This is a genomic window from Kitasatospora sp. Ki12 (genome assembly GCF_054601375.1).
Genome location: NZ_BAAIHT010000002.1, coordinates 2,464,359 through 2,489,543, shown reverse-complemented (window position 1 = coordinate 2,489,543; position 25,185 = coordinate 2,464,359). Strand labels below are relative to the sequence as shown.

At 73.6% G+C, this 25,185-nt stretch carries 23 protein-coding genes; 19 read left to right on the top strand and 4 right to left on the bottom strand.

Features of this window, described 5'->3' with window-relative positions:
- Positions 1-16 precede the first annotated feature (16 nt).
- The 5 genes from ACYP53_RS28530 to rpsD all read left to right on the top strand — a co-directional run bounded on the left by ACYP53_RS28530 (position 17) and on the right by rpsD (position 4,661).
- Positions 17-523 carry a GNAT family N-acetyltransferase gene (locus tag ACYP53_RS28530; RefSeq protein ID WP_459649530.1) on the top strand — a complete coding sequence of 169 codons (507 nt, stop codon included), beginning with the start codon at positions 17-19 and terminating at the stop codon, positions 521-523.
- A 169-nt stretch (positions 524-692) separates the two neighbouring features.
- Positions 693-1,511, top strand: coding sequence for a polyphosphate kinase 2 (gene ppk2, locus ACYP53_RS28525; protein WP_189916649.1), 819 nt, complete (start codon positions 693-695; stop codon positions 1,509-1,511).
- 134 nt (positions 1,512-1,645) lie between these two features.
- A complete protein-coding gene (locus tag ACYP53_RS28520; protein ID WP_459649529.1) occupies positions 1,646-2,263 on the top strand; it encodes a hypothetical protein in 618 nt (205 codons plus the stop codon).
- Positions 2,264-2,295: 32 nt separating this feature from the next.
- Complete coding sequence (locus tag ACYP53_RS28515; RefSeq protein ID WP_459649528.1) at positions 2,296-3,726, top strand: replication-associated recombination protein A; 1,431 nt, start codon at positions 2,296-2,298, stop codon at positions 3,724-3,726.
- A 320-nt stretch (positions 3,727-4,046) separates the two neighbouring features.
- A complete protein-coding gene (gene rpsD / locus ACYP53_RS28510; protein ID WP_063346792.1) occupies positions 4,047-4,661 on the top strand; it encodes a 30S ribosomal protein S4 in 615 nt (204 codons plus the stop codon).
- Positions 4,662-4,760: 99 nt separating this feature from the next.
- Here the strand turns inward: rpsD and ACYP53_RS28505 are convergent, their stop codons facing one another.
- Positions 4,761-5,087: a tetratricopeptide repeat protein gene (locus ACYP53_RS28505; protein WP_189916654.1), complete on the bottom strand. Its 327-nt coding sequence runs from the start codon at positions 5,085-5,087 to the stop codon at positions 4,761-4,763.
- Between the two features lie 81 nt (positions 5,088-5,168).
- Positions 5,169-7,397, bottom strand: a complete 2,229-nt coding sequence (locus ACYP53_RS28500; RefSeq protein ID WP_189916656.1) for an ATP-binding protein — start codon at positions 7,395-7,397, stop codon at positions 5,169-5,171.
- Between the two features lie 220 nt (positions 7,398-7,617).
- Here ACYP53_RS28500 and ACYP53_RS28495 point away from each other — a divergent pair, with 220 nt between their 5' ends.
- The 5 genes from ACYP53_RS28495 to mltG (ACYP53_RS28475) all read left to right on the top strand — a co-directional run bounded on the left by ACYP53_RS28495 (position 7,618) and on the right by mltG (ACYP53_RS28475) (position 13,098).
- The gene (locus tag ACYP53_RS28495; RefSeq protein WP_189916658.1) at positions 7,618-8,097 is read left to right on the top strand and encodes a DUF948 domain-containing protein; all 480 of its coding nucleotides are present in this window, start codon (positions 7,618-7,620) and stop codon (positions 8,095-8,097) included.
- Positions 8,098-8,102: 5 nt separating this feature from the next.
- On the top strand, positions 8,103-8,522 hold the full coding sequence (locus ACYP53_RS28490; protein WP_459649527.1) for a DUF6167 family protein: 420 nt from the start codon (positions 8,103-8,105) through the stop codon (positions 8,520-8,522).
- Positions 8,522-11,191 carry an alanine--tRNA ligase gene (alaS, locus tag ACYP53_RS28485; protein ID WP_189916662.1) on the top strand — a complete coding sequence of 890 codons (2,670 nt, stop codon included), beginning with the start codon at positions 8,522-8,524 and terminating at the stop codon, positions 11,189-11,191. Before ACYP53_RS28490 ends, alaS begins: the two co-directional genes overlap by 1 nt.
- Entirely contained in the window at positions 11,191-11,676 is a 486-nt protein-coding gene (gene ruvX / locus ACYP53_RS28480; RefSeq protein ID WP_189916664.1) for a Holliday junction resolvase RuvX, read from the top strand. Before alaS ends, ruvX begins: the two co-directional genes overlap by 1 nt.
- A gap of 138 nt (positions 11,677-11,814) precedes the next feature.
- Positions 11,815-13,098, top strand: a complete 1,284-nt coding sequence (gene mltG, locus ACYP53_RS28475; protein ID WP_459649526.1) for an endolytic transglycosylase MltG — start codon at positions 11,815-11,817, stop codon at positions 13,096-13,098.
- Between the two features lie 184 nt (positions 13,099-13,282).
- Here mltG (ACYP53_RS28475) and ACYP53_RS28470 read toward each other — a convergent pair whose 3' ends face one another.
- A complete protein-coding gene (locus tag ACYP53_RS28470; protein WP_459649525.1) occupies positions 13,283-13,807 on the bottom strand; it encodes a hypothetical protein in 525 nt (174 codons plus the stop codon).
- Here ACYP53_RS28470 and mltG (ACYP53_RS28465) point away from each other — a divergent pair.
- From mltG (ACYP53_RS28465) to ACYP53_RS28425, 9 genes are all read left to right on the top strand, one after another.
- Positions 13,781-15,172 carry an endolytic transglycosylase MltG gene (gene mltG / locus ACYP53_RS28465; RefSeq protein WP_459649524.1) on the top strand — a complete coding sequence of 464 codons (1,392 nt, stop codon included), beginning with the start codon at positions 13,781-13,783 and terminating at the stop codon, positions 15,170-15,172. The two genes, ACYP53_RS28470 and mltG (ACYP53_RS28465), sit on opposite strands and share 27 nt — an antisense overlap.
- 34 nt (positions 15,173-15,206) lie before the next feature.
- Positions 15,207-16,037 carry a shikimate dehydrogenase gene (locus ACYP53_RS28460; protein ID WP_459649523.1) on the top strand — a complete coding sequence of 277 codons (831 nt, stop codon included), beginning with the start codon at positions 15,207-15,209 and terminating at the stop codon, positions 16,035-16,037.
- Positions 16,038-16,278: 241 nt separating this feature from the next.
- Positions 16,279-17,463 (top strand): chorismate synthase, encoded by a 1,185-nt coding sequence (gene aroC / locus ACYP53_RS28455; protein ID WP_189916680.1) that lies wholly within the window; start codon positions 16,279-16,281, stop codon positions 17,461-17,463.
- On the top strand, positions 17,460-17,981 hold the full coding sequence (locus ACYP53_RS28450) for a shikimate kinase (protein WP_189916682.1): 522 nt from the start codon (positions 17,460-17,462) through the stop codon (positions 17,979-17,981). Before aroC ends, ACYP53_RS28450 begins: the two co-directional genes overlap by 4 nt.
- Entirely contained in the window at positions 17,974-19,065 is a 1,092-nt protein-coding gene (aroB, locus tag ACYP53_RS28445) for a 3-dehydroquinate synthase (protein WP_189916684.1), read from the top strand. The genes ACYP53_RS28450 and aroB overlap by 8 nt, the downstream gene beginning before the upstream one ends.
- 8 nt (positions 19,066-19,073) lie before the next feature.
- Positions 19,074-19,502, top strand: a complete 429-nt coding sequence (gene aroQ / locus ACYP53_RS28440) for a type II 3-dehydroquinate dehydratase (protein WP_189917278.1) — start codon at positions 19,074-19,076, stop codon at positions 19,500-19,502.
- Positions 19,503-19,573: 71 nt separating this feature from the next.
- Positions 19,574-20,470 carry an AAA family ATPase gene (locus ACYP53_RS28435; protein WP_459649522.1) on the top strand — a complete coding sequence of 299 codons (897 nt, stop codon included), beginning with the start codon at positions 19,574-19,576 and terminating at the stop codon, positions 20,468-20,470.
- A gap of 102 nt (positions 20,471-20,572) precedes the next feature.
- Entirely contained in the window at positions 20,573-21,382 is an 810-nt protein-coding gene (locus tag ACYP53_RS28430; RefSeq protein WP_459649521.1) for an Fpg/Nei family DNA glycosylase, read from the top strand.
- A gap of 72 nt (positions 21,383-21,454) precedes the next feature.
- Positions 21,455-23,461 (top strand): AAA family ATPase, encoded by a 2,007-nt coding sequence (locus ACYP53_RS28425; protein ID WP_459649520.1) that lies wholly within the window; start codon positions 21,455-21,457, stop codon positions 23,459-23,461.
- A 13-nt stretch (positions 23,462-23,474) separates the two neighbouring features.
- Here the strand turns inward: ACYP53_RS28425 and ACYP53_RS28420 are convergent, their stop codons facing one another.
- A complete protein-coding gene (locus ACYP53_RS28420) occupies positions 23,475-25,151 on the bottom strand; it encodes a hypothetical protein (RefSeq protein WP_459649519.1) in 1,677 nt (558 codons plus the stop codon).
- Positions 25,152-25,185: the final 34 nt, after the last annotated feature.

Here is a 25,185-nt window from a genome sequence, read left to right as displayed (position 1 = left end):
CAGGGAGGGTTGACTCATGCGGGTCACAACGAGAATCGAATGTCCGGAGGACGCCCCGGCGACCAGACGCGTCCACATGGCCGCGTTCCCCGGGCCGGACGAGGCGGACCTGGTGGACGCGCTGCGGCGCGATCCCGCCTGGCTGCCCGGGCTGTCCGTGGTCGCGGTCGACGCGACCGGGCTGGTCGTCGGGCACGCGCTGCTGACCCGGCTGCGGGTCGGGGACGGCCAGGCGCTGGCGCTCGCGCCGGTCGCGGTGGCGCCCGAGTGGCAGCGCCGGGGCGTCGGCGAGCTCGTCGTCCGGGCCGCGCTGGCGGCGGCCGAGGACGCGGGGGAGAAGCTCGTGGTCGTCCTCGGCGATCCGGAGTACTACGGCCGGTTCGGCTTCACGCCGGCCGGGGGCCACGAGGTCGTCGGCCCGTTCGAGGTGCCGGAGCCCTACTTCCAGGCGCTGCCGCTGGCGTCGTACGACGGCGGCCCGCGCGGGCTCTGCCGCTACCCCGAGCCCTTCGTCTCCGTTTAGGGCGTGCCCTGCCCGCTGGCCCGCTGCCGTGACCTCCCGGCCGGGCCCGCCCGTCCCGACGCGTTCCGGGCTCCCCGTCCCTGTCCGGTCCGCCGCACCGACCTGCGAATCCGCGGCCCTGGGCCTACGGTGAGTGTGCATCAGCAGCAGTCGGACGGAGGACCAGAGGGTGGCCGAGGAGCAGCGGACCGCGAAGCCGGGGCGACTGGCGAAGAAGCCGTACGAGCGGGAGCTGCTGCGGCTGCAGCAGGAGCTGGTGAAGCTCCAGGAGTGGGTGCGGGTCGAGGGCGCCCGGGTGGTGGTGGTCTTCGAGGGACGTGACGCCGCGGGCAAGGGCGGAGCGATCAAGCGGGTGACGGAGTACCTGAACCCGCGCATCGCCCGGGTCGCGGCGCTGCCCACGCCGACCGAGCGGCAGAAGACCCAGTGGTACTTCCAGCGGTACGTCGAGCACCTGCCGGCGGCCGGGGAGATCGTGCTGTTCGACCGCAGCTGGTACAACCGGGCCGGCGTCGAGCGGGTGATGGGCTTCTGCACCGACGAGGAGTACTGGCAGTTCCTGCACCAGTGCCCGACCTTCGAGCGGATGCTGATCGAGGCGGGCATCGTGCTGCGCAAGTACTGGTTCTCGGTGAGCGACACCGAGCAGGAACGGCGCTTCCGGGACCGGCTGGAATCCCCGATGAAGCGCTGGAAGCTCTCCCCGATGGACGTCGAGTCGATCACCCGCTGGGAGGACTACTCGCGGGCCAAGGACGAGATGTTCATCCACACCGACATCCCCGAGTCGCCCTGGCACGTGGTGGAGAGCGACGACAAGCGCCGGGCCAGGATCAACATGATCGCCCACCTGCTCTCCACCGTGGAGTACCACGAGATCAAGGCGCGGCAGATCGAGCTGCCGCCCCGGCCGGCCTCGCGCGGCTACCAGCGGCCACCGCGCGACCTGCAGAAGTACGTCCCGGACCACGCCGCCAAGCTCGACTAGCGGGTGCCCCCGGGCCGTCGCCCGAACGGACCCGTGGCGTTGCCGGTGCCCGGGCCGGGCCGTGCGATGGACGTGGCCACACCCGGCGCGGGCGTCCGACGCGCGGCGCCCGCCGGACGTCAGGAGACCCGCCCATGTTCGTGCGCACCGGCTACTTCACCGGCGACCCGGCCCGCCTCGGCAGAGCCCTCGACGGGCTGAGCGCCGAAGCCGTCGGCCTGCTCTCCGCCGAGCCCGGCTACCGGGGCTTCGGGCTCTTCGCCAACCGCGAGCTGGGGATCATCACGATGGGCTCCTGGTGGGAGAGCGCCCAGGCCGAACGGGACAGCGACGCCAAGCTGGGCGGGCGGCGCGCCGAGCTGGTGGCGCCCTTCGCCGGGACGGTGGCCGTCGACGTCTGGGAGGCCGCGGCGTTCGCGCCGCCCCGGGAGGGCGGGCCGGGCGCCGGCTTCCGGCTGGTCCGGGCCGAGTTCGACCCCGCCGCGGCCGACCGGCTGGTCGGGATCTTCCGGGAGCAGGCCCTGCCCGCCCTGGAGCGGATGGACGGCTTCGTCGGCGGCGCCCTGCTGATCCAGCGGGACCGGGGGCGGGGCTCGGTGGGCGCGATCTTCCGCGACCGGGCCGCACTGGCGGCCTCCCGCGGTCCGCAGGCCGAGGCGCGGGCCAAGGTGACCGCCGCGGCGGGCGTGACGGTGCGCTCCGTGGAGGAGTTCGAGGTGGTCGTCCTGGACCGCCGCCCGCCGCAGGGCTGAGCCCTGTCACCGCCCTCGCATAGGCTTCCGGTGTGGACGAACCGGACCTCTTCACCGCCGCCGCCGAGGAACGCCAGGCCAAGGAGCCCGGCCGGGCTCCCCTGGCCGTACGGATGCGCCCGCGCACCCTGGACGAGGTGGCCGGGCAGCGGCAGCTGCTGAAGCCCGGCTCGCCCCTGCGACGGCTGGTCACGGGCTCGCGGGGGCCGGCCGCCACCAGCTCGGTGATCCTCTGGGGGCCGCCCGGCACCGGCAAGACCACCCTGGCGCACGTGATCAGCCAGGCCGTCGAGGGGCGCTTCGTCGAGCTGTCCGCGATCACCGCCGGGGTCAAGGAGGTCCGGGCGGTGATCGACGGCGCCCGGCGGGCGGTCGGGATGTCCGGCCGGGAGACGGTGCTCTTCCTCGACGAGATCCACCGCTTCTCCAAGGCCCAGCAGGACTCGCTGCTGCCGGCCGTGGAGAACCGCTGGGTCACCCTGATCGCGGCGACCACCGAGAACCCGTACTTCTCGGTGATCTCCCCGCTGCTGTCCCGCTCGCTGCTGCTCACCTTGGAGTCGCTGACCGACGAGGACGTCCGGGCGCTGCTGCGCCGGGCGGTGGCCGACGAGCGCGGCCTGGAGGGCGCGCTGGAGCTGACCGGGGAGGCCGAGGACCACCTGGTGCGGCTGGCCGGCGGCGACGCCCGGCGGGCGCTCACCACGCTGGAGGCGGCGGCCGGGGCGGCGCTGGAGAAGGGCGAGCCGGCCATCACGCTGGCCACCACCGAGACGGCCGTCAACCAGGCGGCGGTGCGCTACGACAAGGACGGCGACCAGCACTACGACGTGGCGAGCGCGCTGATCAAGTCGATCCGCGGCAGCGACGTAGACGCCACCCTGCACTACCTGGCCCGGATGATCGAGGCGGGGGAGGACCCGCGGTTCATCGCCCGACGGCTGATGATCTCGGCCAGCGAGGACGTCGGCCTGGCGGACCCGACGGCGCTGCAGACGGCGGTGGCGGCCGCGCAGGCGGTGGCGCTGATCGGCTTCCCGGAGGCGCGGATCATCCTCTCCCAGGCGGCGATCGCGCTGGCCCTGGCGCCCAAGTCCAACGCGGCCTACCTGGCGATCGACGCGGCGCTGGCGGACGTCCGGCAGGGCCTGGCGGGCGCGGTGCCGGCCCATCTGCGGGACGCGCACTACGGCGGCGCGGGCAAGCTCGGCCACGGCAAGGGCTACCAGTACCCGCACGACCTGCCGGAGGGCATCGCCGCCCAGCAGTACGCGCCGGACGCGGTGCACGGCCGGGAGTACTACCAGCCGACCAGGCGCGGCGGCGAGGCCCGGTACGCGGACGTCGTGGACTGGACCCGGGGGCGGCTGCGCGGGGAGCGGCGGAGCGAGAAGCGGGCGGAGAAGATGGCGGAGACGGCGGAGAAGGCGGCCGAGCGGAGCCCCGGGGAAAAGGGCGAGTGATCGGCGGCTATACTCGATCGGAGTGCCATGTCCCGGGACGGCGGCGGGGGAGACCCCACCGACCGGCCGCACCAGCGGGACACCGGCCGTAGGCCCCTTCCGAGGGGCCCGCACCAGGAGCGTCGCGCACCGTTTCGGTGTCGCGTGCAGCCCGCCGGCCTCGGTTCGGTGGGCCACACGTGTGACAAGCACTCTCGTGCCCGGCTCCGGAGAGCGGCTGATCCCATCGCGCAGGCGGCGGGGTTTTCTCCGGGTCGCGACGTGCGACCTCCGTCAACACCTGGTGAAAGCCGTATTCGTAAGCAAGGAAGGTTTGGTTCATGGCGAACCAGAAGCGTCCCAAGGTCAAGATCGCGCGTGCGCTCGGCGTGCCGCTGACCCCGAAGTCCGTCAAGTACTTCGAGGCCCGCCCGTACCCGCCCGGCCAGCACGGCCGTGGTCGCAAGCAGAACTCGGACTACAAGGTCCGTCTGCTCGAGAAGCAGCGTCTGCGCGCTCAGTACGACCTGAGCGAGAAGCAGATGGCGCGCGCGTTCGACCGCGCGAAGAAGGCCGAGGGCAAGACCGGTGAGGCGCTCGTCGCCGAGCTGGAGACCCGTCTGGACTCCCTGGTCCTGCGTTCGGGCATCGCCCGCACCATCTACCAGGCCCGCCAGATGGTCGTCCACGGCCACATCGAGGTCAACGGTGGCAAGGTCAACAAGCCGTCGTACCAGATGAAGCCGGGCTTCGTGGTGACCGTCCGCGAGCGCAGCAAGGAGAAGGTCCCCTTCCAGGTCGCCCGTGAGGGTGGCTACGCGGGTGAGGGCCAGACCCCGAAGTACCTCGAGGTCAACCTGAAGGCCCTGGCCTTCCGCCTGGACCGTGCGCCGCAGCGCAAGGAGGTCCCGGTGATCTGTGACGAGCAGCTGGTCGTCGAGTACTACTCGCGCTGACCCGCGTCCGCTCTTCGCGAGACCGCGAACGAGCCCCCGTCGCCTTTCGAGGCGGCGGGGGCTCGTCCGTTTCTCCGGCCGTTCCGGTCCGGGCGGAGCTCAGAGGTTCTCGCCGGTCATCGCGGCGGCCAGCCGCAGGTGCGGCCGGGCCTCCTCGGCGCGGCCCTGGCGCTCCAGGGTGCGGCCGAGCATCAGCCGGGCGTAGTCCTCGGCCGGGTCGGCCTCCAGGATCCGGTTCAACTCGGCCTCGGCGCGGCGGAGTTGGGCGGAGTGGAAGTAGCTGCGGGCGAGCATCAGCCGGACGGAGAGGTTGGCCGGCTCCTCGGCCAGCACGCCTTCGAGCAGGCGGGCGGCATCGGTGTACGCCTTGGAGTCGAAGTAGAACATCGCCATGCGGTACTCGTCGGCGGTGTTGTGGACGGCCATGGTGCTCCTTCCGGGTGGATCCTTGCCTCCTCAAGCAACGGGCAAGTTTCAACTATTCCGGGGCACCCGCTCCGGCCCGCCTCAGCTGTGGCGGACCGCCGCGGCCGCCGGTGCGGGCGGCGCCGGACAGGGCCCCGGGCCCGGCTCCGGGTCCTCCGCCGAGCCCCCGCCGTCGAGCGCCCGGCAGACCGCCGCGTCCACGTCCAGCCGGGCGCCGGCCTCGTAGCACTCCTCGTACTCCCGCTCGCCGAGCCCGGCCCGGGCCCGCTCGGCGCACTGCTGGTGGGTGCCGAAGAAGCTCCGCGAGCCCAGGAACGGGGTGCCGACCGTGCGCCAGATCCGGTGCGCGGCGCCCTGCAGCACCCGGGCCTCGCGCAGGTTGCCCGGCTCGCCCGGGCCGCTCGGCTCGGTCTCCAGCAGTGCCAGCAGGTCGATGCCCAGCACGATGCCGAGCAGGTCGTGGAAGAGGTGGTTCAGCCGGACGCACTCCCGGGCCAGCACCCGGGCCGGCTGGACGGCGCCGTCCAGCCAGTGCGAGTAGGCCGTCGCGTACAGCACGTACGCGTACGCCCACTGCTCGCCGTGCTCCTCGCACAGCTCGCGGGCCTGCCCGAACCAGAGCTCGCCGCTGTCCAGGTCGCCCTGGAACAGGTAGGCCAGGCCCAGTTCGAGCATGGCCATCACCACGTTGCTGTTGAGCTCGCCGATGGTCCGGTAGTGCCAGAGCGCCTCCTCGAACAGCTCGGCGGCACGCTCCGGGTCGTCGCCGATCAGGGCGACGCAGCCCTGGCGGTGGACGGCGTAGGCGAGGGCCCGGTCGTCGCCGGTGTCCAGGGCCTGGCGGCGGCACTCCTCCAGGGCCGGCCGGGCGGCCCCCAGGTCCCCCTGGAGGGTGGCCATGTAGCCGGTCACCCAGAGCGCCTTGGCGCGGGCCTCGGTCGGTTCGCGGTCCAGGGCGAGCGCGCGGTCCAGCCAGTGCCGGCCCTCGCCGAGGTGGCCGCAGCCGACCCAGTAGAACCAGAGGGTGCCGGCCAGCAGCAGGGCGATCTGCTCCTCGCCCGGCTCGGCGAGGCAGAACTCCAGGGCCGCGCGCAGGTTGGTGTGGGCCAGTTCGGTGCGCTCGGCGGTCTCGGCCTGCCGGGGGCCGAACCACTCGACCTCGCCCCAGGTGGCGACGCCCAGGTACCAGTCCCGGTGGCGGCGCAGCAGCCGCTGCTCCTCGCCGGCGGCGCGCAGCCAGTGGCCGCCGTACTCGCGCAGGGTGTCCAGCAGCCGGAAGCGGACGCCGAAGGCGCTGTCCTCGCGCAGCACCACGGACTTGGCGACCAGCTCGTCCAGCAGGTCCAGCACGTCCTCGGACTCGATGCCGCCGCCGGCGCAGACGTACTCGGCGGCCTCCAGGTCGAAGCTGCCGGCGAAGACCGACAGGCGGGCCCAGAGTAAACGTTCCTGCACCGTGCAGAGCTCATGACTCCAGCCGATCGTCGTCCGCAGCGTCTGGTGCCGCGGCAGGGCCGTCCGGGACCCGCCGGTGAGCAGCCGGAAGCGGTCGTCCAGCCGGGCGGTGATCTGCTCCACCGACAGCGCCCGCAGCCGTCCGGCGGCCAGCTCCACGGCCAGCGGGATGCCGTCCAGCCGGCGGCAGAGCAGGCCGACCGCCTCCGCGTTGGCCTCCGTCACCTCGAAGGACGGCAGCACCGCCCGGGCCCGGTCGGCGAACAGCCGCACCGCGTCCGGCAGCGCGCCTGCGGGCACCGGACCGTCCGGCGCCGGATCGACCGGCAGCGGCGCCAGGGTCAGCAGGTGCTCGCCCGAGGCCCGCAGGGCGGCGCGGCTGGTGGCCAGCAGCCGCAGGCCGGGCAGCGCCCGCAGCAGCGCGTCGGCCAGCTCGGCGCAGGCCTCCACCAGGTGTTCGCAGCCGTCCAGCACCAGCAGCAGGCGCCGGCCGGCCAGCCGCTCGGTCAGGACGTCCAGCGGCGGACGGGCGGTGCCGTCGGTCAGCCGCAGGGCCTCCAGCAGGGCGTGGCCGAGCAGCAGCGGGTCCTGCACCGGGGCCACGTCCACCAGCCAGGTGCCGTCCGGGAACCCCTCGCCCGCCCGGGCCGCCGCGCGCAGCGCCAGCCGGCTCTTGCCCACCCCGCCCGGGCCGGTCACCGTCACCAGCCGGGCGGCGGCCAGCAGCTCCGCCAGCGCGGCCAGTTCCCGCTGCCGCCCGACGAAGCCCGTCACCTCGGCCGGCAGCCGGCCGTGCTCCGGTTCGGGTGGGTCCGCCTCGGGCTCCCCGGGCTGTGCTGTCCAGTCGCCGGCCAAGCGCTGCTCCCGCCGTTCCAGGCCGGACCGTCGCGGTCCGGACGTGCTCGGGCCGTACGCGCGACGGCCTGCCTGGCAGAACGAGGTGACCGGCCGGTAGGTTACGCCCGCGGTTCGCACACCCGGTCGGATCGCCCGCGCCGACGACCCGGTCCGGAAACGGCGCGTGGGCGCGATAGGGTTCCGTCTGGAGAACTGCAAGGTGAGGGAGCGCGCAAAGGTGTCCGTGGGAGAGCTGGCCGGATTGCTCGTCGCCGTGTTCTGGGCGGTCCTGGTCACCCTGCTCGCCGTCGTGCTGGTCCGCCTCTCCCGGGTGCTGAAGGAAGCCACCGTCCTGGTCTCCGCGGTCACCGAACAGGCCGTGCCGCTGCTGGCCGACGCGGGCACCGCGGTGCGCAGCGCCAACGAGCAGCTGGAGCGGGTGGACGAGATCACCGCCAACGTGCAGGACGCCGCCGCCAACGCCAACGCGCTCTCCTCCACCGTGGCCGCCACCCTGGGCGGACCGCTGGTGAAGGTCGCGGCCTTCAGCTACGGCGTCCGCAAGGCCGTCGCCAAGCAGCAGGGCGGCCTGCCGTCCGTACCGCTGCAGACCGGCGAGCGCGAGGAACTGGCCCGGCTGATCCGGGCCGAGGTGCGCGCCGCGACCGCGCCCAGGGGCGGTTTCCTCTCCAGGGTCCGGCGAGCGGTGAGGGGCTGACGGGCATGGCACGCATCTTCTGGATGGCGGTCGGTGCCGGCGCCGCCGTGTGGGCCATGAACAAGGCCAACGGCGCCGTGCAGAAGCTCACCCCGGACAGCCTCTCCGGCACCGCCGCGCGCGGTGCGCTGCACCTGGGCGACCTCGCCAAGCAGTTCGCCCAGGACGTGAAGGCCGGCATGGCCGAGCGCGAGGAGCAGCTCAAGGACGACCTCGGGCTGCACGGCACCGCCGCGGTGGAGCCGCGGCAGCGCCGGGTGCTCAGGGGAGAGCCCCAGTACCGAGCTATCTCGGCGGCGCCCGGCAGCCCGGCCGCCGCCCTGCCCCCCGCCCGCAGTGCCCGCACCACCCCCAGGACCACTGAAGAAACGCCCCGCCGCGCCCTGCCGCAGCGGGGCGGCACCCCGAACCGGAAGGACCAATAATGGAGTCGGCTGAGATCCGCCGCCGCTGGCTGCGCTTCTTCGAGGAGCGCGGCCACACCGTCGTTCCGTCGGCGTCCCTGGTCGCCGACGACCCCACCCTGCTGCTCGTCAACGCCGGCATGGTGCCGTTCAAGCCCTACTTCCTGGGCGAGGTCAAGCCGCAGTTCTCGCGCGCCACCAGCGTCCAGAAGTGCGTGCGCACCCTGGACATCGAGGAGGTCGGGAAGACCACCCGGCACGGCTCCTTCTTCCAGATGTGCGGCAACTTCTCCTTCGGCGACTACTTCAAGGAAGGAGCCATCAAGTTCGCGTGGGAGCTGCTCACCACGCCCGTCGCGGACGGTGGCTACGGCCTGGAGAAGGAGAAGCTCTGGATCACCGTCTACAAGGACGACGACGAGGCCGAGCTGATCTGGCGTGACGTCATCGGCGTCCCCTCCGAGCGCATCCAGCGCCTCGGCATGAAGGACAACTTCTGGTCGATGGGCGTCCCCGGCCCGTGCGGCCCGTGCTCGGAGATCAACTACGACCGCGGCCCCGCGTACGGCGAGGAGGGCGGCCCGGCCGTCAATGGCGAGCGCTACCTGGAGATCTGGAACCTGGTCTTCATGCAGTACGAGCGCGGCCACGGCGACGGGAAGGACGGCTTCGAGATCCTCGGCGACCTGCCGAGCAAGAACATCGACACCGGCCTCGGCCTGGAGCGCCTCGCCGCCATCCTGCAGGGCGTCGACAACCTCTTCGAGATCGACACCAGCCGGATGATCCTCGACCGCGCCGCCGAGCTCACCGGCCACACCTACGGTGCCGACCACAAGGCGGACGTCTCGCTGCGCGTGGTCACCGACCACATCCGCACCGCGCTGATGCTGATCGGCGACGGCGTCACCCCCGGCAACGAGGGCCGCGGCTACGTGCTGCGCCGCATCCTGCGCCGCGCCATCCGCAACATGCGCCTGCTGGGCGCGACCGGAGTGGTGGCCAAGGACCTCACGGACATCGCGATCAAGGCGATGGCGCCGCAGTACCCGGAGCTGGAGACCGAGCGCAAGCGCATCGAGACGGTCGTCGCCGGCGAGGAGGCGGCCTTCCTGCAGACCCTGAAGGCCGGCACCAGCCTGCTGGACACCGCGGTCACCGAGACCAAGCAGGCCGGCGGCGCGGTGCTCTCCGGCGAGCAGGCGTTCAAGCTGCACGACACCTACGGCTTCCCGATCGACCTCACCCTGGAGATGGCCGAGGAGCAGGGCCTCCAGGTCGACGAGGCCGGCTTCCGCCGCCTGATGCAGGAGCAGCGGGACCGGGCCAAGGCGGACGCCAAGGCCAAGAAGATGGGCCACGCCGACGTCGCCGCGTACCGCGAGGTCGCCGACAAGTCCGGCGCGAGCGTCTTCACCGGCTACAACCTGACCGAGGGCGAGGCCACCGTCGTCGGCCTGCTGGTGGACGGCGTCCCGTCGCCGGCCGCCTCCGAGGGCGACGAGGTCGAGCTCATCCTCGACCGCACCCCGTTCTACGCCGAGGGCGGCGGCCAGCTCGCCGACCACGGCCGGATCCGGCTGGAGTCCGGCGCGGTGGTGGAGATCCGCGACGTGCAGCAGCCCGTCCCGGGCGTCATCGTGCACTCGGGCGGCGTGCTGTTCGGCGAGGTCGTGCTGGGCGCAGCGGCGTACGCCACGATCGACACCGAGCGCCGCCGGGCGATCGCCCGCGCCCACTCGGCCACCCACCTGACCCACCAGGCGCTGCGCGACGCGCTCGGCCCGACGGCCGCCCAGGCCGGCTCCGAGAACGCCCCCGGCCGTTTCCGTTTCGACTTCGGCTCGCCCGCCGCCGTCCCGGGCAGCGTGCTGGTCGACGTCGAGCAGAAGATCAACGACGTGCTGGGCCGCGAGCTCGACGTCACCGCCGAGGTCATGACGATGGACCAGGCCCGCAAGGCCGGCGCCATCGCGATGTTCGGCGAGAAGTACGGCGACGAGGTCCGGGTCGTCACCATCGGCGACTTCTCCAAGGAGCTGTGCGGTGGCACCCACGTCGGCAACACCGCCCAGCTGGGCCTGGTGAAGCTGCTCGGCGAGTCCTCGATCGGCTCCGGCGTGCGCCGGGTGGAGGCGCTGGTCGGCGTCGACGCGTACAAGTTCCTGGCCCGTGAGCACACCGTGGTCGCCCAGCTCACCGAGCTGGTCAAGGGCCGCCCGGAGGAGCTGCCGGAGAAGATCTCGGGCATGCTCGCCAAGCTCAAGGACGCCGAGAAGGAGATCGAGCGCTTCCGCGCCGAGAAGGTGCTGGCCGCCGCGGCGGGCCTGGCCGACTCGGCCGAGGACGTGCACGGCATCGCCGTGGTCGCCGCCCAGGTCGCCGACGGCGTGGGCGCCGACGAGCTGCGCAAGCTGGTCCTGGACGTGCGCGGCCGGCTGGGCTCGCGCCCGGCCGTGGTCGCCGCGTTCACGGTGGCCAACGACCGTCCGCTGACCGTGATCGCCACCAACGAGGACGCCCGCGGCCGCGGCATCAAGGCCGGCGAGCTGGTCCGGACCGCCGCCAAGACCCTCGGCGGCGGCGGTGGCGGCAAGGACGACGTCGCCCAGGGCGGCGGCTCCAACGCGGCCGCGGTCGGCGAGGCCATCGCCGCGGTGCGCGGCCTGGTCGCGGAGCGCGCCAGCTGATGGAGCCCGTCCAGGAGGAGCGCCCCTTCCGGCGTGGGCGGCGGATCGCCGTCGACGTCGGTGACGCCCGGATCGGGGTCGCGTCCTGCGACCCCGACGGGGTGCTCGCCACGCCCGTGGAGACCGTGCCGGCGGGGGTGAAGTCGCAGGCCAGGATCGCCGCCATCGTCGAGGAGTACGACGCGGTGGAGGTGATCGTCGGGCTGCCCCGCTCGCTGAGCGGCAAGGAGGGCCCGGCGGCGGAGAAGGTCCGCGCGTACGCGGTGCGGCTGGCCAACCGGCTCTACCCGGTGCCGGTGCGGCTGGTGGACGAGCGGATGTCGACCGTCACCGCGACCCACGGGCTGCGCGCCTCCGGGGTCAAGGCGAAGAAGGGCCGCTCGGTGGTCGACCAGGCCGCCGCGGTGGTGATCCTGCAGACCGCCCTTGAGTCCGAACGGGTGAGCGGACGCCCGCCCGGTGAGAGCGTCGAGGCGGTCGGCTGAGCAGCCTGATCTAACGTCCCGTTGAGGGGTCCGTGCGGACGCGTCCGCACGGACCCCTCTTTCGTTCGTTTCCGATGTCGTCGTGGATCGATGGAGATCGATCCGGACCGATCTGGGACCGCCGAGGGGACGCGCGCCATGACCGACCAGGACTTCCACCCGGGGCTCACCCCCGGACACCTGGGTGCGCCGGTACTGGAGCCGGAGGGCCGCCCGCCGTCCGCGCCCCGTCCGCGCTTCGATGCGCCGGATCCGCACCGACGGCGTAACGGGCTGGCCTGCGGGCTCACCGCGCTCGCCCTGATCGCGGTGTTCGGCGGGATCGGACTGACCGGGTACACCTGGTTCCAGGCGCAGCGCCGGCCGCCGGCCGCCGCCGACTTCGGCGGGCAGGGCACCGGCAGCGTCCAGGTCTCGGTGCCGGAGGGCGCGGGCCTGTCCCAGATCGCGTCCGCGCTGGTCCGCAACGGTGTGGTGGCCAGCTCGCTCGCCTTCACCCGGGCCGCGAAGGGCAGCGCGGCCGCGGCCGGACGGATCCAGCCCGGGACGTACACGCTGAAGCAGAAGATGTCGGCGGTGGCGGCGCTCGCCGTCCTGATCGACCCGGCCAACGCCAACGGCCTGACCATCCCCGAGGGCTGGCGCGGCTACCAGATCTACGCGGCCGTCGACAAGAAGCTCGGCCTCCCGGACGGCACCACCCAGCGCGCCGCCCAGGAGCAGGGCGCCGAGCTGGGCCTGCCCGACTTCACCAACGGCAGCCCCGAGGGCTACCTGTTCCCGGCGACGTACAGCGTCACCGACGGGACCACCGCGATCGACCTGCTGAAACAGATGGTGGAGCGGGCCGGCAAGGAGTACAGCCGGGACGACGCCGGCGTCGTCGCCCAGAACCTCGGGCAGAGCGTGTACGGGCTGGTCACCGTGGCCAGCATGGTCCAGGGCGAGGCCGACAACACCGAGGACATGGGCAAGGTGGCCCGGGTCATCTACAACCGGCTGGCCAAGGGTATGCCGCTGCAGCTGGACTCCACGATCAACTACGCGCTCGGCCGGTCGACCCTGAACACCAGCGTCACCGAGACCAGGCTGGACTCCCCGTACAACACCTACCTGCACCCCGGGCTGCCGCCGACCCCGATCTCCAACCCCGGGCGGCAGGCGGTCATGGCGGCACTGGACCCGACGCCGGGGGACTGGCTGTACTTCGTCACCGTGAAGCCCGGGGACACCCGGTTCACCGACAGCTTCGACGTGCAGCAGCGCAACGTCGCGGAGTTCAACGCCAACCGGGCGGCGGCGAAGCCGAGCGCCCCGGCCTCGGCGCCCGCGTCGGCTGCCGCGTCCGTGCCCGGAGCCTCTGTACCCGCGCCCGGAACGGCGCCCGGGGCTCCCTCCGGCGCGGGTGCGGCGACCCCGTAGTGATCTTGTGTCCCCTCCGTGAGGTCGCCCGCTGACGGCACGTTCGCCCGGCCGGGGGTAAGGCTGCGGTACGGTAACGTCTCTCCCCAGGCGCTGCGCTAGCACGCCGGTTCGAGAATCAGCCGGGACGGATCCGTCCCGGACGGCCGGTCCGATCCGCCGGCCGTCACGTCGGTTAAGGGGATCAATGACCGATCTGGGTGGGGGCTACGCCCCCCAGGGCGAGCCGTGGCACCCCGGTGATCCCGGGTACGACGGCCGGCAGCCGGTCCCCGGCCAGCAGGACGGCCAGTGGCAGCAGCAGTACCCGCAGCAGGAGCACCAGGGCCAGCACGGACAGCACGGCCAGCAGGTCCAACAGCCGTACGGGGACGCGCAGGGGTATCCGCAGCAGCAGATGCAGCAGGGCTACCCGCAGCAGCCCGGCATGCAGCAGCAGGCGTTCCAGCAGCAGGGGTACCAGCAGCAGGGGTACCCGGGCGGTCAGCAGGGCTTCGTCCCGCAGGGCCACGCGCAGCAGGGGTATCCGCAGCAGCAGATGCAGCAGGGCTACCCGCAGCAGCAGATGCCGGAGCAGGCGTTCCAGCAGCAGGGTTACCAGCAGCAGGGGTACCCGGGCGGTCAGCAGGGCGGCATGCAGCAGCCCGGCATGCAGCAGCAGGGGATGCCGCAGCAGCCCGGTATGCAGCAGCAGGCCGTGCCGCAGCAACAGCAGCAGGCCCGGCCGCAGGCGGCGCCGGCGCCCGCGCCCGCTTCGGGCCCCGGTCCGGACGGCATCGACTGGGAGGCCGAGGCCGCCGCGCTGGAGTCCGGTGCCGACCCGGTCGGCGGTGCGCAGGACGGCGCGACGGACGAGTGGGACGGCCACCAGGACGGCCACCACGAGGACGGCGGGTACCTGGAGCAGGAGGCCGAGCACCAGGAGTCCGGCTTCCTCGGTGAGCAGGACGACTCCCGCGAGGCGAAGAAGAAGCGCAAGGAGAAGGGTAAGCAGTCGGGCCGGCGCAACGGCGGCGCCTGCCTGCTGGTCGCCGTGGTGCTGCTCGGCGCCGTGGGCGGCGCCGGCTGGTGGGGCTACGGCTTCTACCAGGACCACTTCGGCCCGGCGCCGGACTTCACCGGCGAGGGCACCGGCTCCGTCCAGTTCGAGGTCAAGAAGGACGCGGTCGCCGGGCAGATCGGCCTGGCGCTGAAGAGCGCCGGCGTGGTCAAGAGCGTCGACGCGTTCTCCGAGGCCTGCAAGGCCGAGCCCAAGTGCATCACCGTCCAGCCGGGCTTCTATGAGATGAAGAAGGAGATGTCGGCGGCCGCCGCGCTCAAGGAGCTGCTCGACCAGGCGGGCGGCGCGGCGATGGTGATCCCGGAGGGCAAGAACTCCTCCGAGATCTACGCCAAGATCGACGACAAGCTGAAGCTCCAGAAGGGCACCACGGCGGGCGTCGCGAAGGCCCAGCTCAACGACCTCGGCCTGCCGGCGTATGCGAACGGCAACATCGAGGGCTTCCTCTGGCCGACCCGCTACAACATCGCCGACGGTATGAAGCCCGAGGACCTGCTCAAGCAGATGGTGAAGAACGCCACCGAGAAGTACGCGGGCCTGGACGCCCAGGCCGCCTCGGTGGGGCTAAAGACCGGGTACGAGGTGATCATCGAGGCGAGCATCCTCCAGCGCGAGGGCAACAACCCGGAGGACTTCGCCAAGATGGCCAAGACCATCCAGAACCGGCTGGCCGCCGGCGGCGAGATCAACCACCGGCTCGGCATGGACACCACGCTCCAGTACTCGCTGGGCCGCAAGGAGCTCAACAAGAGCGACATGGACAACGCGTCCAACAAGTACAACACCTACGTCAACCCGGGCCTGCCGCCGACGCCGATCTCCAATCCCGGGGACGACGCGCTGAACGCGGTGCTCCACCCGGCCGACGGCAAGTGGCTGTACTTCATCGCGATGGACCCGCAGCACACCCGGTTCGCCGAGACGAGCAAGGAGCACTACGCCAACGTCAAGGAGTACTGCCAGGCGGCCGGGCAGGGCTTCGACGAGGCCCGTGGCCACTGCACCACCAAGTAGCCCCGGCCGGACGGTAGTCGATGGAGAGGCAGCGTTGACCAGCAAGCACCGGGCGGCCGTCCTCGGCTCGCCGATCGCCCACTCGCTCTCGCCGGACCTGCACCGGGCCGCCTTCGCGGCGCTCGGGCTGGACGGCTGGCGCTACGACCGCTTCGAGGTCGACGAGGCCGCGCTCCCCGGCTTCGTCGCCGGGCTGGACGAGGCCGAGTGGGCGGGGCTGTCGCTGACCATGCCGCTGAAGCGGGCGATCATCCCGCTGCTCGACGAGGTCAGCGCGACGGCCCGCTCGGTCGACGCGGTCAACACCGTGGTGTTCACCGCCGACGGCCGGCGCACCGGGGACAACACCGACGTCCCCGGGCTGGTCAACGCGCTGCGCGAGCGCGGGATCACCGAGGTGTCCGCCGCCGCCGTGCTGGGCGCCGGGGCCACCGCCTCCTCGGCGCTGGCCGCGCTCGCCCAGATCTGCACCGGCGAGGTGACGGTCTACGTGCGCAGCCCCGAGCGGGCCCGGGAGATGGCCGAGCTGGGCGAGCGGCTGGGCGTGGTCGTGCGCACCGCCGACTGGGAGCGCGGCGCCGAGGCACTGGAGCGGCCGCTGACCGTCTCGACCACGCCGGTCGGCGCGACGGACGGCTTCGCGGCCGCGCTGCCCGCCGCGCCCGGGGCGCTGTTCGACGTGCTGTACCACCCGTGGCCGACGGCGCTGGCCGCCGCCTGCGCCGAGCGCGGGTCGACCGTCCTCGGCGGGCTGGACCTGCTGGTGCACCAGGCGGTGCTGCAGAGCGAGGCCTTCACCGGGCGGACGCCCGGGCCGCTGGCGGCGATGCGCGAGGCGGGGGAGAAGGCGCTCGCCGGGCACTGAGCCCGGCGGCCGGACGGTTCCCGGGCCGGTCGTGGCACCCCGCCGCGCCGCCGGGTGTCCGCCATCCGGACGTCCGGCCGTCGCCGCCCGGCCGTCCGCGGCACGGTTCGTGGCCGGTTGCCGTCCGTCACGCGGACTCTGGCCCCCGGGCGCCGCCGGGGCATGAAAGGATTCGGGCAGAAGGCACGCTCGGGCGGGCCCCGGCGGTGCCGTGGGCCGGCCCGCTGATGAAGGAGCTCCGTTGGGTACGTTGCGCTGGCTGACGGCGGGGGAGTCGCACGGTCCCGCACTCGTCGCGACGCTGGAAGGCCTGCCCGCCGGTGTACCGGTCACCACCGCCGTGGTGGCCGACGCGCTGGCGCGCCGTCGGCTCGGTTACGGCCGCGGGGCGCGGATGAAGTTCGAGCAGGACGAGGTGACCTTCCTCGGCGGTGTCCGGCACGGCCTGTCCATGGGCAGCCCGGTCGCGATCATGGTCGGCAACACCGAGTGGCCGAAGTGGGAGCAGGTCATGTCGGCCGACCCGGTCGACCCCGAGGTGCTGGCGGGCCTGGCCCGCAACGAGGCGCTCACCCGCCCCCGGCCCGGCCACGCCGACCTGGCGGGCATGCAGAAGTACTCGATCGAGGAGGCCCGGCCGATCCTGGAGCGCGCCAGCGCCCGGGAGACGGCCGCGCGGGTCGCGCTGGGCGCCGTCGCCCGCGCCTACCTGCGCGAGGTGGCCGGGATCGAGATCGTCAGCCACGTGGTCGAGCTGGCCGCCGCCAAGGCGCCGGCCGGCGTGCTGCCGCTGCCCTCGGACGAGGCCCGGCTGGACGCCGACCCGGTGCGCTGCCTGGACGCCGACGCCTCGAAGGCGATGGTCGCCGAGATCGACCAGGCCCACAAGGACGGCGACACCCTCGGCGGCGTGGTCGAGGTGCTGGCGTACGGCGTGCCGGTGGGCCTCGGCTCGCACGTGCACTGGGACCGCCGGCTGGACGCCCGGCTGGCCGCCGCGCTGATGGGCATCCAGGCCATCAAGGGCGTCGAGGTCGGCGACGGCTTCGACCTGGCCCGGGTGCCGGGCTCCAAGGCGCACGACGAGATCGTCCCGACCCCCGAGGGCGTCAAGCGCACCTCCGGCCGTTCCGGCGGCACCGAGGGCGGCCTGTCCACCGGTGAGGTGCTGCGGGTGCGCGCCGCGATGAAGCCGATCGCCACCGTGCCGCGGGCGCTGCAGACCCTGGACGTGCGCACCGGTGAGCCGGCCAAGGCGCACCACCAGCGCTCGGACGTCTGCGCCGTGCCGGCCGCGGGCATCGTCGCCGAGGCGATGGTCGCGCTGGTGCTCGCCGACGCGGTCAACGAGAAGTTCGGCGGCGACCACGTCTCCGAGACCCGCCGCAACGTGCAGGGCTACCTCGACCACCTGATCATCCGATGACGCACCCCGTGGTCGTGCTGGTCGGTCCGCCCGGCAGTGGCAAGTCCACCGTCGGGCGGGCCCTGGCCGAGCGCCTGGGCGTCGGCTTCCGGGACACCGACGCCGACATCGAGGCCACCGCCGGCAAGCCCATCCCGGAGATCTTCGTCGACGAGGGCGAGCCCCACTTCCGCGCGCTGGAGGTGACGGCCGTCCGCGAAGCCGCCACCGGACACGACGGGGTGCTGGCGCTCGGCGGCGGCGCGGTGATGGCCGACGCCACCCGCGAGCTGCTGCGCGAACTCCCGGTGGTCTTCCTGGAGGTCCCGCTGGGCGACGCGGTCAAGCGGGTCGGCCTGGACGCCCCGCGCCCGCTGCTGGCCGTCAACCCGCGGGCCCGCTGGCGCGAGCTGATGGAGGCCCGCCGCCCCCTCTACCTGGAGGTGGCCACCGCCGTGGTCGACACCGCCGGGCGCACCCCCGAGCAGGTCGCGGACGCCGTACTGGAAGCACTGGAGCTGAAGACCCCCCATGAGTGACACCACCGTCAGGATCCACGTCGGCGGAAGCGCCGGCCACGACCCGTACGACGTGCTGATCGGGCACCAGCTGCTCGGTGAGCTGGCACCGCTGATCGGGACCCGGGCGAAGCGGGTCGCGATCATCCACCCGGAGGCGCTGGCCGCCACCGCCGACGCCATCCGCGAGGACCTGGCCGGCGAGGGCTACGAGGCCATCGGGCTGCAGGTGCCCAACGCCGAGGAGGCCAAGAGCGCCGAGGTCGCCGCGTACTGCTGGTCGGTGCTCGGGCAGACCGGGTTCACCCGCAGCGACGTCGTCGTCGGTCTCGGCGGCGGTGCCACCACCGACCTGGCCGGGTTCGTCGCCGCCACCTGGCTGCGCGGCGTGCGCTGGGTCTCCATGCCCACCACGCTGCTCGGCATGGTCGACGCCGCCGTCGGCGGCAAGACCGGCATCAACATCGCCGAGGGCAAGAACATGGTCGGCGCCTTCCACCCGCCGGTGGGCGTGCTGGCCGACCTCGGCACCCTGGAGACCGTGCCCAAGCACGACTACGTCTCCGGGCTCGCCGAGGTCATCAAGTGCGGCTTCATCGCCGACCCGGTCATCCTCGACCTGATCGAGGCCGACCCCGAGGGTGCCAAGACCCCGGCCGGGCCGCACACCGTCGAGCTGATCCGCCGCGCCATCCAGGTCAAGGCCGACGTGGTCTCCGGAGACCTCAAGGAATCCGGGCAGCGCGAGATCCTCAACTACGGCCACACCCTCGGCCACGCCATCGAGCGCAACGAGCGGTACAAGTGGCGGCACGGCGCCGCGATCTCCATCGGCATGGTCTACGCCGCCGAACTCGGCCGCCTGGCGGGCCGGTTGGACGACGCGACGGCCGACCGGCACCGCACCGTGCTGGCCTCCGTCGGCCTGCCGCTGAGCTACCGGGCGGACGCCTGGCCGAAGTTGCTGGACGCGATGAAGATCGACAAGAAGTCGCGCGGCGACCTGATCCGCTTCATCGTCCTGGACGGCCTCGCCAAGACCTCCGTGCTGGAGGGCCCCGACCCGTCCCTGCTGGTCGCCGCCTACGCGGAGGTCTCGGCGTGACCCGGGTGATGGTGCTCAACGGCCCCAACCTCGGGCGGCTGGGCAGCCGCGAGCCGGACGTCTACGGCGCCACCTCGTACGCCGGGCTGGTCGAGCGCTGCACCGCGCTCGGCAAGGAGTTCGGCTTCGAGGTCGAGGTGCACGAGACCAACTCCGAGCAGCGGATGGTGGAGTGGCTGCACGAGGCGGCCGACGGGAAGGTGCCCGTGGTGATCAACCCGGGCGCGTTCACCCACTACTCGTACGCGATGCGGGACGCCGCCGCGCAGCGCACCGCGCCGCTGATCGAGGTGCACATCTCCAACCCGTACGCCCGGGAGGCTTTCCGGCACACCTCGGTGATCGCCGCGGTGGCCTCCGGCACCATCGCCGGTTTCGGGCTCGGCTCGTACGAACTGGCGCTGCGCGCGCTGGCCGAGCAGCTGACCACGCGCTGAGAGTGGGCGGCCACGGCCCGGCGGCGGACTGTGCCCGCCGCCGGGCCGCCGTGTAGTGTCCCCGCTGAGAGGTGTCGGGAGGTGCCGTGACGCAGTACGCCGGAGGTGGGCCCGTCCCGCCGCGTCCCGCCGCTCCGCCGGTGCCGCCGGGGAGCGCCGCGGGGGTGAACCCGCCGGTTCCGCCTCCGCCGCCGGTGCGGCCCGCGCCGGCCGGACCGTCCGCTCCCGCGCCCGCCACTTCGCCCGCGCCCGGCCCGACTCAGGCCCCGGTGCCGGCTCCGGCGCCCGCCGCCGCCGTCGCGCCCGCCCCGGTGGCCGGACCGCCGGTCCCCCCGGGCGGCACCGGGCACTTCGTCCTGCCGTCCGGGACGCCGGTCCAGCTGCCCGCCCACCCGCAGCAGCACGCGCCCACCGGGCCGATCGCCGTCCTGCTGATCGGTCCCGCCGGGGCCGGGAAGACCACCGTCGCCCGGTACTGGGCCGAGCGCCGGCCCACCCCGACCGCGCACATCAGCCTGGACGACGTACGGGAGTGGGTGCAGTCCGGCTTCGCCAACCCGCAGTCCGGCTGGAACAACGCCTCCGAAGCGCAGTACCGGCTGGCCCGCCGCACCTGCGGCTTCGCCTGCCGCAACTACCTGGCCAACGGCATCTCCTGCATCATCGACGACGCCGTCTTCCCCGACCGCCCGGCGATCGGCCTCGGCGGCTGGAAGCGGCACATCGGCCCCGGCATGCTCCCCGTCGTGCTGCTGCCCAGCCTGGACTCGGTGCTGCGCCGCAACGCCCGGCGCAACGGCAACCGGCGCCTCGGGGACGAGGAAGTGGCGCGGATCCACGGGCGGATGGCCGGCTGGTACAACTCCGGGCTGCCGATCATAGACAACTCCTACCTGGACGTGGCCGGGACGGCCGCCGAGCTGGACCGCGTCATCCTGGCCCGGCTGATGGGCATGCCGGTCCGCTGACCAGCGGCTTCGCGGGGGTGTCGGAGCCGGCTGCGATGATGGAGGCGTCCTCGGGCCCGCCCAGCGGCCCGTCCTGTCGAACGCCCCGGGGAGCTGACGCCCGTGCCGGAAGGCCACATCATCCACCGCCTCGCCGCCGAGAACCGGAACGCCTTCGGCGGCCGCCCGGTCCGGGTCTCCAGCCCGCAGGGCCGGTTCGCCGACGAGGCCAAGGTGATCGACGGACAGCTGCTCACCGGCGCCGAGGCCACCGGCAAGCACCTCTTCCTCGGCTTCGAGGAGGGCGCCTGGGTGCACATCCACCTCGGCCTCTACGGCGGCTTCACCTTCGGCACCGGCCCGGCGCCCGAGCCGGTCGGCCTGGTCCGGCTGCGGCTGGAGGGCGAGGACGGCTACGCGGACCTGCGCGGCCCCAACACCTGCGCGCTCGTCACCGACGGCCAGAAGGCCGCCGTCGCCGCCCGGCTCGGCCCCGACCCGCTGCGCGCCGACGCCGACCCGGAGGCCGCCTGGCGCCGGGTCACGGGCAGCCGCACCACGGTCGCCGCGCTGCTGATGGACCAGAAAGTGCTGGCCGGGGTGGGCAACGTCTACCGGGCCGAGGTGCTGTTCCGGCACGGCATCGACCCGCACCGGGCCGGGCGCGACCTCACCCGCCGGGAATGGGACGCGATCTGGGCCGACCTGGTCGCGCTGATGCGCGAGGGCGTCACGGCCGGCCGGATCGACACCGTCCGCCCCGAACACACCCCCGAGGCGATGGGCCGCCCGCCCCGCGTGGACGACCACGGCGGCGAGGTGTACGTCTACCGGCGGGCCGCCATGCCCTGCCTGGTCTGCGGCACGGACGTCCGGACGGAGGAGCACGCCGCGCGCAACCTCTTCTGGTGCCCGACCTGCCAGACGGCCTGAGGCGGGGATTCCGGCCGTCGGGCCGGTCCGCAGCCCGTAGGCTGGGGCCGACCGGCCGGAGGGAGCAGGCTGATGGAGCGGCGGGACGTGGCCAACACCGTGTCAGGCACCACGGTGGGCGGCCACCTGGTGCAGGCCCAGCACATCGGCTCGGTGCACCTCCACCAGCCCGAGGAGCTGCCGAGACCGCATCAGGTCCGGCGGCCGCACGGCCCGTTCGTCAACCGTGAGCCGGAACTCGCCGCGCTGACCGCCGCCCTGGGCCGGGTCGAGACGGGCGAGCTCGGTGTGGTGGTGTTCACCGGCCTCGGCGGGGTCGGGAAGACCGAACTGATCGCCAGGTTCACGGAGGAGCACCGGGCGCGCTTCCCGGGCGGGGACCTCTACGCGGACCTCCAGGCCTACCGGCACCAGGGCGGGGTGGATCTGCCGGAGCTGCTGGCGGGCTTCCTGCGCGCACTCGGCACCGAGTCCCCCGCTGCGGAGGCCGAGCGGTTCACCAAGTTCCGGACGGTCACCGCCGGGCGCCGGTGCCTGTTCTTCCTCGACAACGTCGAGCACGCCGCCGAGGTCAGAGCGCTGCTCCCCTCCGGCGGGCTGGTGGTGGTCGCGAGCCGGCGACGGCTGCCCGCCCTGCGGATGGACGGCGCCGAGGTGCGGCAGCTCGGGCCGCTGAGCCCGGAGGCCGGCGCCGAGCTGGTGCGGACCTGGCCGGGCTCCGAGCACGGCACCGAGGAAGAGCTCTCGGCGCTGGTCGAGCTGTGCGGCGGGCTTCCGCTCGCGCTGAGCGTGGTCGGCAGCCAGCTGCTGGACCACGAGAACCTGCCGATCGGTGAGGTGGTGGCCGAACTCCACGACCGGGAGGGCCGGTCGGCCGTGCTGAACGATGAGGACAGTGACCTCGGCCCCACCTACGACGCGGTGTACGAGCGGCTGCCGGAGCAGGGCAAGGCGCTCTACCACCTGATCGGCGTGCACCCCGGCCCGTTCCTGTCGGCCGGACTCGCCCAGGCGGCGGGCATCGAGCGGGCCGCGCGGGTGCTGTCGGAGCTGCGCGCCACCCACCTGGTGGACGAGGTGGAGGACGACGACCCGTCCGAGAAGCGCTTCCGCGCCCACGACGTGGTGCGGCTGCACGCCTACGGCCGGGCCCGGGAACTGCCGGACCGGGCCGAACTGCTCGCCCGGGTGGTGGCGTACTTCCGGGGCCGGGCCTCGCGGGCGGACCGGGCGATGGGGCCCCGGCTGCGGTTGCAGGACCCGAGCGGCGACGGGCTGCCGGGATTCCCGTCCGGCGCCGCCGCGCTGGAGTGGCTGCACGCCGAGCGGGCCAACCTGCGCGCGGTGGTGGAGGCGGCGGCCGAGCAGGGCTGGCACGGCGAGGTGTGGCGGCTGTGCGAGTCGCTCTGGCCGCTGTACCACGGTCGCAAGCTCTACCAGGACTGGATCGCCACCCACCGGCTCGGTGTCGAGTCGGCGCACTGGGACAACCAGCCGGACGCCGTGGTCCGGATGCGCAACCAGCTGGCCCGCGCCCACTACGAGCGCAAGGAGTACCCGCTCGCCGCCGAGCAGCTGGCGCTGGCGGCGGAGCAGCTGCCGCTGGTGACCAGGCGTCAGGTGGCGGGGGTGCTGCACGAGACGGACGGCCTGCTCTGTCTGGCCGACGGCCGTCCGGGCCGGGCGGTGGAGCGGTTCGCGCTGGCCCTGGAGGAGAACCGGGGCGACCCGCACGGCGAGATCGTGCAGAGCTACAACGTGGCGCAGGCGCTGATCGCCGACGGCCGCCCGGACGAGGCGCTGACCGTGCTGGCCGGCGCCGCCGCGCGGGCCGGGGCCACCGGGGACGACGACATGCTGATGAAGCTGCCGCTGGTGACCGCCCGGGCCCACCGGGCGCTGGGGCAGCTCTCTCCCGCCGTCGCCCACGCCGAGGACTGCGTCCGGAGGGCGAAGGAGCGGAGCCAGCACGCCAAGGAGGCCCAGGCGCACACCCTGCTGGTCTCCCTCGCCACGGAACTGGACGACCCGGAGCTGGCCGAGCGCAGCCGGGCCCGGCTGCGGGAGCTGGCGGGCTAGGTATCGATGGTGGCTAGGGACCGGTGGTGAAGGAGACCCGGGTGCGGTGTTCGCCGGTGCGGACGGTGAGGCCGTGTTCGGGCAGGCCGGCTGGGTCGCCGCCGTCGGCGAGCCAGCAGGCGAGTGCCGAGCCGAGCAGCAGCGGGTCGAGGCTGGGTTCGGGGCAGCCGAAGCCCCGTTCGGCGCGGGCCTCCAGCAGCAGGCCGCCGTGCAGCCGGAGCAGGTGGCGGGCCGGGCCGAGGGCGGCCACCGCGACGGCGAGGCCGGGCAGTTCGAGGGCGGTGTCGGCGAGCCAGTCGGCGGCCGGGCGTTCGGCGTGCGGCTCGGTGCGGGCGAGGACTTCGGCGGTGTAGCGCAGGGCGTCGCCCGGGTGCTCGTCGGTGAGGGCGTGGAAGCCGCGCGGGGTGTGGTCGCCCGGGTCGAAGGGGTAGCGCCGCAGGCTGACCTCGGTGCCCTCGGTCGTGCCCTCGACGTCGTACGCGGTGGGCCCGTCGGTGGTGCCGGGGCGGGGGACGGGCTTGGGGTAGGGCGGCAGGAGCGGTTCGCCCTCGGGTTCGTCCAGTTGTTCCAGGAAGGAGTAGAGCAGCGGGCGCAGCAGCTCGGCCGAGCGGCCGCGTCCGCCGAGCGAGCGGTCGGTGAGCGGGCGCAGGGTGGCCGGGTCCTGGTCGCGCAGGGCCAGTTCGAGCTGGGCGGCGAGGTCGCCGTCGGGGTCGAGCACGGGTGCGGCCTGGCCGAAGGCGTAGGTGGGGGAGTGCGGGTCGAGCTCGGCGGCGCCGGTGGCGACGAGCACGGTGGGTCGTTCCAGGGCGGCGCCGTAGACCGAGACCGAGCCGTGGTCGCCGATCAGGCAGTCGGCGGCGACCAGGGCGGCCTGCCAGCCCTGGTGGGGCGGGATCAGGCGCAGGCCCATCCGGCGGGCGCTGTCGAGCAGGGCCTCGGGGTCGTGCCGGCTCCAGATGTTGGGGTGGAGGACGACGGCCACGGTGTACTCGTCGGCGGGCAGTCGGCGGACCAGGCGCCGGGGCAGGTCGGGGCGGCGGCCGAATAACGAGTGCTCGCTCCAGGTGGAGTTGACGACGACGAGCCGCCGCCCGTCGACGGCGCCGAGCGCGGCGCGGTAGGCGTCGCGGGAGCGCAGGCTGCGCAGCATCCGGTCGAAGCACGGGTCGCCGACCACGCGGGCGACGTCCAGGGCCTCGGGGCAGGAGGCCCGGAGCCGGTCCAGCTGTTCGGGGTGGGAGAGGCCGAGGACGTCCACGAACACCCGGCCGCGGTGGGTGAGTTCGTTGCGGGACAGGCCGGCGGAGCTGACCGCGTCGCCGGTGGACTCGGTGACCAGGCGGTTGTAGCCGGCGCCGTGCGGGAGGACGACGAGGCGGGCGTCCAGCCGGTGCATGGAGGCGTGGACGGCGCAGGCGACGGCCAGGTCGAAGCGGTGCCGGACGGCGTCCTCCCAGTCCAGCACGGTGTAGCCGGGCAGGCCGTGGAGGTATTCGTCCAGGGCGCGGTCGGCGAAGGCGGAGCCGGGGTTGACGGTGAAGTAGCGGGCGATGCCGTCGGGGTTCAGCAGGCTGAGGACGTCCAGCACCCGGGTGGCCGAGGTGAGGGTGCGGGCGACCGCCAGCACGCGGGCTCTGACCGGTCGGGTGTTCCAGCGGTCGGCGGGCCAGGCGTGGGGGTGGGACGGCACACCATGATCGTACTCATCCGGGGTGCCGGCCAGG